The sequence below is a fragment of the Alicyclobacillus cycloheptanicus genome (genome assembly GCF_028751525.1).
Taxonomy (GTDB): Bacteria; Bacillota; Bacilli; order Alicyclobacillales; family Alicyclobacillaceae; genus Alicyclobacillus_L; species Alicyclobacillus_L cycloheptanicus.
Map to the genome: position 1 here is coordinate 2,117,288 of NZ_CP067097.1, position 11,865 is coordinate 2,129,152.

The following is an 11,865-nucleotide window of genomic DNA, read 5'->3' on the forward strand; positions in this document are numbered from 1 at the left end:
CAAACACCGATGGTGGGATTTCAAATTCGAATGAGGGCGTCACGCCGCAGAAGAATCCTTAGACACTCTACTACCTTGACAACGAGTTTGCAAGATGAGTGCAGGGGTCCGGCGTGCGAAAAACGCGCTTACGACGGCTGACGAGGCGGCAAGGGACCGAGGTATTGATACAGGTTGGTTTGGATGCGCCCATTGTACAGTTTTCGCTTCTTGTCGGCCCGTTTGCCGTAGAGCGACTCAAACGATGGGTGGGAGGTAATGACGAACACCGACCACCGATCGAGCGCCGCAAACGTTTTGCCCATCGTTCGGTACAGGGCGCTGACTTCCGCTTCTGCACCCATCCGCTCTCCGTACGGGGGATTGGTCACAATGCAGCCGTAGGACTCGCTCGGTCGAAAATTTCGGACGTCCAGCTGTGAGATGTGGATGCAGTCCGCCACGCCGGCCTTGCGCGCGTGGAACCCAGCCAGGCTAAGCACTTTTGCGTCGATATCGCTGGCGTGAATGTGGACCTCCACGTCCGAGCGCACGGCTTCCTTGGCCTGGTCGCGGCCTTGCTGCCAAGCTGCGGCCGGCACGAGGGGCCAGGCCTCCGCGGCGAAACTGCGGTTCAATCCGGGTGCGATGTTCTTGGCAATCATGGCGGCTTCCACCGCGATGGTACCGGATCCACAGAGGGGGTCGGCGAACGGCCGGTGGGGAAGCCATCGGCTCAGCAGCACCAGTGCAGCCGCCAAGGTCTCGCGAATGGGGGCCGCGGCGGTGAGCATGCGGTAGCCCCGCTTGTGCAGACCTGCGCCGCTGGTGTCCAGTGTCAGTGTGGCTTCGTCCTTGAGCAGGGAGACTTCAATCGGAAACCGCGACGAAGTTTCCGGAAACTCAGACCGACCATACGTGCGCTTGAGGCTTTCCACAATCGCCTTTTTGACGATGCGCTGGCAGGCCGGGACGCTCGACAACGTGGAACGCACGGATTTGCCGGACACCGGAAACTCCGCTGTCTCTGGCAAAACATCCGACCACGGCAAGGCCTTGGTTTGCTCGAACAGGCTGTCGAACGTATCGGCGTGAAAACGCCCCATGACGATGAGGACCCGCTCCGCGGTCCGCAGCCACAGATTCGCCCGCACAACGGCGGTCTCGTCGCCTTCGAACTCGACAAACCCGTTGTCTGTGCGCGTCGGGGTGTAGCCAAGTTGTTCGATTTCGCGCTTGACAACCGCCTCCAGTCCGAACGCGGTTGTTGCCATCAATGTCAGTGTCAACGAGCATCCTCCTGTTCACGCTTGTCCGTCTTGCTGCAGGTGTTGCTGTTCACCAATCCACATGCTTGTGAACGACTTGCTGCTGTCCGTTCGTGAAGTGGACCGTCACTGTCAAGTTTTCCAAATTTGGATCTAATGTACACGTGGCGATGGGTTCGTCCAGCTTCGTTTTCGGGTCGGTGTAGTCGATGGTCAAGAGCTCACCGTGATCGTCTTTCGCGTAGACTTCGCTGAGCTCTAGCGCCAGTGCCGTTCGCTGTCCGTCCGGAACCGGCTTGCTGAGCTGCAAGTCATAGGCCGATGCGTTGAGTCCGGTGCCGTCGTCAATCGTCACCAAGGTCCCCAGGTGATGATTGTGCACGTATTCCGCAAAGGTCATCTGGTGGTCGGCCGCGCGCGCTGCAGCGACGTTCTTCATGTCGATGTCGATCCACGCGCCAAGTGCGAGAATCACAAGCACGCCAATCGCGATCCCGATGCGCGTTTTCAAACGACTGCGGGCTGCCGGGCTGGATGATGGCATGGAGAAACCTCCCGTGTTCCTCCCGGCGCTGGGCGCGCCTTGAGGAGGTGAATCCAGCAGAGCTTGACCTGGATTATACCGCAAATTTCGCAGAAACGCCGCGCAAGGTCGGGGCGTGTTTCTATAAAGATTTGAATCGCGAAAGAATTGTGACGGAACGGCGCGAGGTTTCCAAATTGCACCTGTGTGTCTTGACGCAAATCTCTTTGGTTGTGGTAAACTGGACGCGTATCTTCGCGTAGTACAGCCCTTTCATGACACCCTTGGAGGCATCCAGTTGTTGGCAGGCACCGATGCTTTTTTGGGCTGGCTGCGACCGGTACTTTGTCTATCAAGAAACGACCGAGTATTGAGAGAAGTTCCGGTGCTGGAAGATGCGAAGCTGCAACTGACGAAGGGTACGACGGGACGCTGATAAGCCAGTGAGTCATCGGTACCCGCGGAGGAGGGTGTAGTGTGCCTAATGTCGCGTCTTGGTTGCCTCCCGCGCTGACCCAGATGGCGCAACGTGTCGACTCCTTGTTTTACATCGTGCTGGGGATTGTGGCTGCTTTTTTCGTAATTGTCGAAGTTCTTCTGATTACGTTCCTCATTCGCTATCGCCGTACCAGGAAGAATCGAACTGGCAAAGGCGTACACGGCAACAACCTGTTTGAAATCATCTGGACGCTTGTTCCGACCGTCATTCTAGTCTTCATGGGCGTTATCAGCGTGAAGTATGTGTACGCACAGCAAACCCCGCCTCCGCATCCAGTCGTGATTAAGGTGACGGGGCACATGTGGTACTGGGAGTTCCAGTATCCGAATGGGCTTGATACGCGGAATGTTCTGGATGTTCCGGCAGGCCAGCCTGTGTTGTTCGACATTACATCCGCAGACGTCATTCACGGCTTTTACATACCGGCTGTCCGTGTTCAACAGGACGCACTGCCTGGCCGGCAAACGCAGTTTTGGATGCAGGCGGATACCAAGGACATCGGTCAGTCGTTCCCGGTTCCCTGCGATCAGTTCTGCGGCGTCGATCACTCCAAGATGCACGCGACGATGACGGTCCTGTCGCCGTCTGACTTTCAACAATGGGAGGCCTCGCAGCTTCAAAAACAAAAGGCCTCGTCCGGCAGTTGAGCGGATCAGGCAGCACCGCAAATTGACTCCGCATTGAGGTGAGAGACTGAATGGAAGCAGCAATGCGTATTCCTGCGCGAAAGTCCTTTTTCCGTGACTGGATCTGCACGGTCGACCACAAGAAAATCGGCATTATGTACGGCGTGACCGCCTTGTTCTTCTTTCTGGTCGGCGGACTGTTCGCGCTGGGTGTGCGGACAGAGTTGTGGACGCCTTATGGACGATTCGTCGATTCGCAAACGTACAATGAGTTCTACACGATGCATGCGACGGTCATGGTCTTTTTGGTCATCATTCCGCTTCTCACCGGCGCGTTTGGCAACTATCTCGTGCCCTTGCAGGTCGGCGCCCGCGACATGGCATTCCCGCGGATGAACGCCTTAAGCTACTGGCTGTACCTGGTCAGCGGCCTGACCTTAATGATTGGCATGTTTTTCGGCATGCCGGATGCTGGGTGGACGTCGTATCCGCCATATAGTATTCAATCGCAGGGCCCAGGGATTGATATCTGGGTCATGACGGTTCACTTGGCCGGTCTGGCCTCGATTCTCGGTTCCATCAATTTCATTGTCACAATCATCAAGATGCGGGCACCTGGGATGACGTTCAACCGGATGCCCTTGTTTACATGGAGCATGTTTGTGACCGCCTTCATGCAGCTGTTTGCCACGCCAGCGTTGGCAGGGGCCGTAACGACCCTGCTTTTGGACCGTCACTTCGGCACAGTGTTCTACACTGCCGCGCAGGGCGGCGATCCGATGCTGTATCAGCACTTGTTCTGGTTTTACTCTCATCCTGCTGTGTACATCATGATTCTGCCGGGCTTCGGGATCATTTCAGAAGTGCTGCCGGTGTTCGCCCGTAAACCGATTTTTGGCTACCACGCCATTGCCTATTCCAGTGTCGCCATTGGCTTCCTCGGCTTTTTTGTCTGGGCGCACCATATGTTCGTGGCGGGCATGGCGATGTCGGCCGGGATTCCGTTCATGATTTCCTCACTCATCATCGCGGTCCCGACATCGGTGAAAATCTTTAACTGGCTGGCGACCATCTGGGGCGGTGCGGTGGAGTACGAGGTGCCCATGATGTTCGCTTCGCTCGGGTTCATCGGGTCGTTCATCATTGGCGGCTTCAGCGGCGTGATCGTCGCGAATGTGCCGCTTGACATGGCGCTGCACGACACGTACTTCGTGGTGGCGCACATCCACTACGTGCTGTTTGGCGGTAGTGTCATGACCATCATGGCGGGAATTTTCTTCTGGTTCCCCAAGGTAACCGGGCGCATGTTTCACAAGACCTGGGGATATGTTGGATTCTGGTTCTATTTCGTTGGCACGCAGGTTACGTTCTTTCCAATGCACCTGCTGGGCCTGGCGGGGATGCCGCGCCGGTATGCGACGTACGCACCGGAGTTTCACCTGTGGAACCAGGTGGCGACAATTGGCTCGTACATTTTGGGGGTTGGCACCATCATCCTGCTCGTCAATCTGATGGTGTCTGCCAAGTACGGCCGTAAAGTGGAGAACAACCCGTGGAACGCGCGGACGTTAGAGTGGACGGTGTCGTCTCCGCCGCCGGAGCACAATTTTGACGAGATCCCGGTGGTGACGGAGAATCCGTATCAACCCTACCCTGATCTGGAACCTGAGACTGAATCCGCGCCTGCGGGAGCGTAATGCGAGGGGGTTGCAAGCATGTCGGTTCATGACGCGCACGGACATATCAACCATGAAGAGAACATTGACCGCCAGGGAAATCTCGTTCTCGCCATGTGGCTCGGACTTGTGGCTGTGACGTTCACCGCTGCGTCTTTTGTCGCGTCGAATGTATACTTGCGAAAGTGGAGTCCGACGAAGTTCACGCTGCCGCACTCCGCCATTCTCAAGGATTTGCCGTACTGGTCGACCTTGATGCTGTTGATTGCGGGCATCCTTTGTCTCATTGCGGGCGCGCTGTTTGCGAAGAATCAGTGGAAGGCGTTCAACCTGGTGTTGGCCATTACGACACTGGCCTTTGTGGCTGTCGTGTGTATCGATTTTCGCTTGTTTGTTTGGTTTGCCAACAGTTCACCGCAGACGCGAACGATTTACGCGCCGACGGCCTTCATCGAACTGGGCGTTTCCGTGACTTCAGTGGTCTTGCTGGCGTTCGCTGGCTGGTACGCCTCCTATGGCAACAAGGCGCGCATCAACTACTTCTTCCCGGCAGCCATGAACTGGTGGTTGTACAACGCGATGTTCGGCATCGTTGTTCTGCTGATGGAAAACGTCATCACGGTCGGCAGTTTCGCTGCGTGGTGCGGCCAACATTTGACCTGATTTCCGGGAGGGATTCTCCGTGCAGCTCATCGCATTCGCGTTCGGGGTGTTTGTGTTCGTTGGAATCTTTTTGCTCGTCCTGAAGTACACGACTTACTTATCTAAGCTGAAGAAGTGATGGATATGGCTGCAGTTCCTGCACTTCTGGTCGCACTGTTGACGGGGTGGTTCACCGTCCTGGTCAGCCTTCAGTATCGCCGCAATCATCGCTTGAGTCATTGGTTCTGGGCGCTGTCGCTGGCCTTTTCCTGTGTGGCGTCGCTTGCCTATTGTCTTACGCTGTGGATTACGCCGCACGTCCCGTGGCTGTTTGTGGTGTATTACGTGTTCGGCGCGATGTGGATGCCCGCCATCATGGGGCTGGGCAGTCTCTCCCTCCACTTCTCCCGGCGGACGGTCCTGGTCATCGCAGGCATCGTCTGCATCGTCGGTCTGATTGGGACGGTGCTGATGGTGCGAAGCCCTGTCTCGACCCGACAGCTTGCACAGTTGGGCGGGGGCGCCGGTACGGGCATCATTGCGCAAGGCGCCTGGCTGCCGTTTTTGATTGTCCTGAACGCCTTCGGCGCAGCGGCCGTGTTCTTCATTGCGCTGCTCTCGGCCTGGAGAACGTTCAGGCGCCAGGCGCACAAGCGGCTCCTGTACGGAAACCTCTGGCTGGCCGCCGGGATTCTCATCATTTCAGCTGCCGGCAGCGCCGCCCGGCTTGGGTCACCGGCGATGTTCTGGATCACGATGTTCATCGGCTGGATTGTGACCTTCGTGGGGTACCGATTGTTGACTCCTGGACCGGCGGGCATCGTGCCTCTCTCCCGCGCCTCCTGACACGGATGAGGTCGGCAGGACGTGATCCTGCCGACCTCGACGTTCTAGGCTGCCTGCGCGGTGTTCCACGCGCGGCTTTCGCTGTCGCTGGCTTTAGCCAGTGATGTGGTGTCCCTTGAACCGGGTCCACTTCCGATTCTTGTTCCCGGTCAGCGGAAATGCGTCACCCTTGTGCAAGTGGACTTTCCTGGGTTTGTGCAAGTTGGCGCTGTCGGGGTGCTCGCCGACTTCGATGTAGATCCCGTCGTTGGGTACCTCCCAGCCAGGTTCAAACTGGTTCTCCTGACCCATGGTTGCCACACCTCCGGCTGTTGTCCGTTGATGTGTCCACAAGACGGCGCTTCACCGAGCGTTCCGGAGCGCTACAGGGACACGGGAGCACCCCATTTCGAGAGGTGCTCCCGTGTTGTAGTATTTGACGGGGCGAACGGCCTATGCAATCACTTCGCTCTGTCAGGCGATGTTGGCTCTGTCAGGCGACCAGGCGGTGTTCATTCCGTCAGGCGATGGTGATGTCTTCGCACAGGTACACGTCCTGAATGGCGTTCAACAGTTTGACGCCTTCGTCCATGGGGCGCTGGAACGCCTTGCGCCCGGAGATGAGTCCCATGCCGCCGGCGCGCTTGTTGATGACCGCTGTTTTGACGGCCTCGGCAAAGTCGTTGCTGCCGGACGGCCCGCCGGAGTTAATCAAACCAATCTTGCCCATGTAACAATTGGCGACCTGGTACCGTGTGAGGTCGATGGGGTGGTCTGTCGTCAGTTCGGTATAAATCCGTTCGTCCGTTTTGCCGTAGCTGCTGCCTTCCATGTTCAGTGCTTTGTAACCGCCGTTGGTCTCCGGCAGTTTCTGCTTGATAATATCCGCTTCGATGGTGACACCCAGGTGGTTGGCTTGTCCGGTCAAGTCGGCCGCCGTGTGATAATCCACCTTGCCTTGCTTGAACTGCGGATTGCGCAGATAGCACCACAGCACGGTGAACATCCCGAGCTCGTGGGCGCGGTGGAACGCGTCGCTGATTTCCTGCAGCTGGCGCGTGGACTGGTCGGAACCAAAGTAGATGGTCGCGCCAATGCCGGCGGCGCCCAGTTCCCACGCCTGTTCCACACTGGCAAACAGGACCTGGTCGAACTGGTTGGGGTACGTGAGCAATTCGTTGTGATTGATTTTCACGATGTACGGAATCTTGTGCGCGTACTTCCGCGATGTCAATGCGAGCACACCCAGGGTCGACGCGACCGCGTTGCATCCACCCTCGATGGCCAGTTTGACGATGTTCTCCGGGTCGAAGTAGGCCGGGTTTTTGGCGAACGAGGCACCGGCAGAGTGTTCAATCCCCTGGTCAACTGGCAGGATGGACACGTACCCGGTGTTGGCCAGCCGCCCGGTGGAAATCAGTTGCTGCAGACTCCGCAGGACCTGATTGTTTCGGTTGGATTCTGCGTACACTTTGGTCACAATGTCGGGCGACGGCGTGGTCAACGCCGATTTCGGAATGGTTGTGCACTCATGCCGCAGCAGTGAGTCAGCCTCTGCGCCCAGGTAGGAGACGATTTGATCGATCATGATCAGCACCCCTGTTCTTCTGAATCGTACGGATCGTACGGTCATCGGGATCGGACAGACAAGTCCAATGCCCGAATCGGTTCGTTTGCTTATTCAATGTACCAAATCTGCCCACAATGGGAAACTGTCCGTAGGTGTATAATGTCCTCGAAGTCATCGCTCATGGAAAGGCGAGGGGACAAAGCATGTATTTGCGACATCAGACCAGACCTGTTCGCGTCGGTGACATCACCATTGGCGGCAGTGATCGGGTGTTTATTCAAAGTATGACCACGACGAAAACGGCGGATGTGCGTGCTACGCTCGAGGAGATCCACCGCCTCGAAGAAGCGGGCTGCGAACTGATTCGCGTGACCGTGAACAGCAATGAGGCAGCGGACGCGATCCGTGAAATTAAAAAGGAAATGCACGTGCCCCTGGTCGCGGACATTCATTTCGACTATCGGCTGGCACTCAAGGCCATCGAAAACGGCATTGATAAGGTGCGCATCAACCCAGGAAACATTGGCAAACGCGATCGCGTTGAAGCGGTCGTCAAAGCCTGCAAGGAACGCGGTATTCCGATTCGCATCGGGGTCAATGCGGGGTCGCTGGAGCGGCACATCCTGGAGAAATACGGGTATCCGACGGCAGAGGGCATGTTGGAGAGCGCTTTGCACCACATTCGGATTCTGGAGGATCTCGACTTCCACGACATCATTGTGTCGATGAAGGCGTCCGATGTCCCGCTGGCGATTGAAGCCTACAGGCTGGCGGCCGAGGCCTTTGATTATCCGCTGCACCTCGGCATTACGGAGTCAGGCACCCTGTTCAGCGGTACCATCAAGAGTTCCGCTGGGCTGGGGACACTTCTTTCGATGGGCATTGGCAACACCATACGTGTGTCGCTGAGCGCCGATCCAGTCGAAGAAGTGAAGGTCGCACGCGAGCTGCTCAAGACGTTCCACGTCATTTCGAACGCCGTCACCCTGGTGTCCTGTCCGACGTGCGGCCGCATCGACATCGACCTCATCAGTGTCGCCAACGAGATTGAGGACTACGTCCAAAACATCAAGGCGCCCATCAAAGTATCGGTGCTGGGCTGTGCCGTCAATGGACCCGGCGAAGCCCGCGAAGCGGACATCGGGATCGCCGGGGGCCGCGGCGAAGGACTCCTGTTCCGCAAGGGGAAAGTGGTGCGAAAGGTGCCCGAGCAAGACCTGGTCGCCGAGTTGAAGAAGGAGATCGACATTCTGGCCAAGCGGTTTGAGGAGACGGGATCGATCGACGCCGTGGAAGTGTAGGGATCGTGCCGCGCGTGGATGTGGGCGTGGATGTGGGCGTGAGGCAGGCCTGGGTGGATGGCGGCTGTGGGGCCCGGTTGGGCTGGTTGGGCTGGTTGGGCTGGTTGGGCTGGTTGGGCTGGTTGGGCTGGTTGGGCTGGTTGGGCTGGTTGGGCTGGTTGGGCTGGTTGGGCTGGTTGGGCTGGTTGGGCTGGTTGGGCTGGTTGGGCTGGTTGGGCTGGTTGGGCTGGTTGGGCTGGTTGGGCTGGTTGGGCTGGTTGGGCTGGTTGGGCTGGTTGGGCTGGTTGGGCTGGTTGGGCTGGTTGGGCCGACCGCATAGGGCACCAAACCCGCCTAATCGGCCGTGATCGCGCCCGCCGGTTGGCTGGGGCTGGCTGCATAAGGCACCAAACCTGCCTAATCGGCCGTGATCGCGCCTGCCGGTTGGCTGGGGTCGGCCGCATAAGGCACCAAACCTGCCTAATCGGCCGCGATCGCGCCTGCCGGTTGGCTGGGGCTGGCTGCATAAGGCACCAAACCTGCCTAATCGGCCGTGATCGCGCCTGCCGACTGGCTGGGGCCGGCCGCATAGGGCACCAAACCTGCCTAATCGCCCGCGGTCGCGCCTGCCGGTTGGCTGGGGCTGGCTGCATAAGGCACCAAACCCGCCTAATCGGCCGTGATCGCGCCTGCCGGTTGGCTGGGGCCTGCCGCATAGGGCACCAAACCTGCCTAATCGCCCGCCGCCGCACCCGGTGGCCGGGCGCATAGGGCACCGAACCTGCCTTAATGCCAGCCGCCGCACGCGGTGGCCAGGCGCATAGGGCACCGAACCTGCCTTAACGCCCGCCGCCGCACGCGGTGGCCAGGCACATAGGGCACCAAACCCGCCTTAATGCCCGCCGCCGCATCCGGTGGCCAGGCGCATAGGGCACCAAACCTGCCTAATCGCCCGCCGCCGCCCCGGCCTCCAAGCTCGTCCCGCCCGCCGCCCCGGCCCTCGCAGCCCTCACGCTCGCTCCTCAACGTTCACACAGGATTGACAAACCTGTGGTTGACGCGCCTGTCTGCCCCGGGATACAATAAAACCACTTGCTTTACCTTATTAGCGAACTAAAGCGGTGGCCTTTGCGCCCTGACTACCTTTGTGCCTTTGTGTCACAGGCGATGTGCCTTCTAAACCGATGATTCACCCTTTGCAACGCTCACCAAGCCTAACCGAGCCGAACCAAGCCTAATCAATCCTATCCGAACCAAACGAGAATGTGTGGTGAACCGTATTGTCGCTGGACTTAGTGGGAAAGTGGGCGGAGCGTCCGCCTGGCATGCGAGACTTGTACCCGCAGCATGCGCGTATGAGACGCAAGGTTGAGAATCAGCTGTTGGAGTTCTTTGCTGAGCAGGCGTTCGACATGGTGTCCAGCGGCGCGTTTGAGTATGTCGAGACGTTGTCGCGCGGCCGTGTGGCGGAGGGGAGCGCGCGCTTTGTGCAGTGGTTCGACACCGATGGCAAGGCGGTGGCGCTGCGCCCCGACATGACGCCGTCCATCGCCCGGATGGCGGCGCCGCTGCTTGCGAACGGGCGGCAGGAAATTCGCTGGTGCTATGCCGAGCGCGTGTACCATCGCACGACCGATCCCGCCTCCCTTTCCTGGGCCAGCGGCCGCGCCGCGGAATCGACCCAGGTGGGTGTGGAATGGATCGGCGCGGCGGGCACGGAGGCGGACGCAGCGCTCCTCCAACTCTGCCAGAACGGACTGGACCGCCTGGGCGTGCCGGACTGGCACATGGTGGCCAGCCACGCCAACATCGCGCAGGCACTCTTGACCAGTCTCGGCATTGCGCCTGCGGATGTGCAGTCTCTGCTCGATACTTTAACTCGCGGGGACTATGTGGCGTTTCAGGATGAAACCGAGCGTATGGGCATCAAACTGGACGTATTGCAGGTATTCGCCCGCTGCAACCCCTACGAACCCTCGTCCTTCCCGGATTGGTCGGCTGAGGTCGATTCCGCGAGTTTTTCCGCCGCCAAGCAGGCCTGGCGGGAGTTGACCGCCGTCGCGCATGCGCTGCAGGCCAAGGGGCTGGCGCACCGCGTGTCGTTCGATCTCGCCCTGCACCGGGACGTCAGCTACTATACGGGCCTGGTGTTTGAAGTGTACTCGCCGGGCGTCGGCGCGCCGGTTGCGGTCGGCGGGCGGTACGACGACCTGCTCGCCCAGTTCGGTGCGCCCGCGCCTGCGATTGGCTTCACCTTTGAAGTGGAGCGCGTGCTTGCCGTGCTGACAGAGGGCGCCTGGCTGCACGGAGACGGGGAGGGGTCCACATGCTGACCGTCGCACTGGCCAAGGGCCGGACCGTCGACGACCTGATGCCCCTGTGGCGCAGTGCCGGGCTGCCCGCGCCGGACGATTTGGACGACACACGGGCGCTGGTGTTCGAAATTCCACACGATTCGTTCGGGACTCTGCGCATGCTGCTGGCCAAGCCGGCCGACGTGCCAGCGTACGTTTCGCTCGGCGTGGCGGACCTGGGCGTTGCCGGCAAGGACGTGCTGCTGGAAAGCGGCCGCGATGTGTATGAATTGCTCGATCTCGGTGTGGCCAAGTGCCGCCTCTGCGTCGCCGGCAGGCCCGCAGAGCAAGCATCTCGGCCGCGCCGCGTGGCGACGAAGTACCCGCGGCTGGCAGATGCCTACTTTCGCCGCTTCGGACAGCCCGTGGAAATCGTCGGGCTCAGCGGGTCCATCGAATTGGCGGCCGTCATCGGGCTGGCGGACCGCATTTTCGATCTCGTTCAGTCCGGCGCCACCTTGCGCGCCAACGGGCTGGTCGTGTTCGACGAAGTGCTCGATATCTCCGCGCGCCTCATCGCCAACCGGTCAAGTTTTCGGATGAAGCGCCCGATGATTGACATCATCTGGAACTCGCTGGATCAGGAGGTGCGTACCCGTGCAGCAAGCCAATGACACCCCGAC

The 11,865-nt window shown here is 59.4% G+C and carries 12 protein-coding genes; 8 read left to right on the top strand and 4 right to left on the bottom strand.

The annotated features are described in order from the left end of the window. Window positions 1-128: 128 nt before the first annotated feature. A complete protein-coding gene (locus JI721_RS09750) occupies window positions 129-1,253 on the bottom strand; it encodes a THUMP domain-containing class I SAM-dependent RNA methyltransferase (protein WP_274457786.1) in 1,125 nt (374 codons plus the stop codon). 64 nt (window positions 1,254-1,317) lie between these two features. After that, entirely contained in the window at window positions 1,318-1,791 is a 474-nt protein-coding gene (locus tag JI721_RS09755; protein WP_274454690.1) for a hypothetical protein, read from the bottom strand. A gap of 456 nt (window positions 1,792-2,247) precedes the next feature. On the opposite strand from JI721_RS09755, the gene coxB reads away from it, so the two are divergent. The 4 genes from coxB (at window position 2,248) to JI721_RS09775 (ending at window position 6,059) form a co-directional block, all read left to right on the top strand. Continuing rightward, entirely contained in the window at window positions 2,248-2,916 is a 669-nt protein-coding gene (gene coxB / locus JI721_RS09760; protein ID WP_274454691.1) for a cytochrome c oxidase subunit II, read from the top strand. 50 nt (window positions 2,917-2,966) lie between these two features. Beyond that, window positions 2,967-4,592, top strand: a complete 1,626-nt coding sequence (gene ctaD / locus JI721_RS09765) for a cytochrome c oxidase subunit I (protein ID WP_274454692.1) — start codon at window positions 2,967-2,969, stop codon at window positions 4,590-4,592. An 18-nt stretch (window positions 4,593-4,610) separates the two neighbouring features. Beyond that, window positions 4,611-5,234, top strand: a complete 624-nt coding sequence (locus JI721_RS09770) for a hypothetical protein (RefSeq protein WP_274454693.1) — start codon at window positions 4,611-4,613, stop codon at window positions 5,232-5,234. A 123-nt stretch (window positions 5,235-5,357) separates the two neighbouring features. Further along, entirely contained in the window at window positions 5,358-6,059 is a 702-nt protein-coding gene (locus tag JI721_RS09775; RefSeq protein ID WP_274454694.1) for a hypothetical protein, read from the top strand. A gap of 93 nt (window positions 6,060-6,152) precedes the next feature. Here JI721_RS09775 and JI721_RS09780 read toward each other — a convergent pair whose 3' ends face one another. Together JI721_RS09780 and JI721_RS09785 are read right to left on the bottom strand one after the other, a co-directional pair. After that, on the bottom strand, window positions 6,153-6,350 hold the full coding sequence (locus JI721_RS09780) for a YjzC family protein (RefSeq protein WP_274454695.1): 198 nt from the start codon (window positions 6,348-6,350) through the stop codon (window positions 6,153-6,155). A 208-nt stretch (window positions 6,351-6,558) separates the two neighbouring features. Next, window positions 6,559-7,626, bottom strand: coding sequence for a class I fructose-bisphosphate aldolase (locus JI721_RS09785; RefSeq protein WP_274454696.1), 1,068 nt, complete (start codon window positions 7,624-7,626; stop codon window positions 6,559-6,561). Window positions 7,627-7,811: 185 nt separating this feature from the next. Between JI721_RS09785 and ispG the strand changes: the two genes are divergently transcribed. From ispG to hisG, 4 genes are all read left to right on the top strand, one after another. Next, on the top strand, window positions 7,812-8,909 hold the full coding sequence (gene ispG, locus JI721_RS09790) for a flavodoxin-dependent (E)-4-hydroxy-3-methylbut-2-enyl-diphosphate synthase (RefSeq protein WP_274454697.1): 1,098 nt from the start codon (window positions 7,812-7,814) through the stop codon (window positions 8,907-8,909). After that, entirely contained in the window at window positions 8,872-9,228 is a 357-nt protein-coding gene (locus tag JI721_RS09795) for a hypothetical protein (RefSeq protein WP_274454698.1), read from the top strand. Before ispG ends, JI721_RS09795 begins: the two co-directional genes overlap by 38 nt. Before the next feature lie 985 nt (window positions 9,229-10,213). After that, on the top strand, window positions 10,214-11,221 hold the full coding sequence (locus tag JI721_RS09800) for an ATP phosphoribosyltransferase regulatory subunit (protein ID WP_274454699.1): 1,008 nt from the start codon (window positions 10,214-10,216) through the stop codon (window positions 11,219-11,221). Then, window positions 11,215-11,856 carry an ATP phosphoribosyltransferase gene (gene hisG, locus JI721_RS09805; protein WP_274454701.1) on the top strand — a complete coding sequence of 214 codons (642 nt, stop codon included), beginning with the start codon at window positions 11,215-11,217 and terminating at the stop codon, window positions 11,854-11,856. Before JI721_RS09800 ends, hisG begins: the two co-directional genes overlap by 7 nt. Window positions 11,857-11,865: the final 9 nt, after the last annotated feature.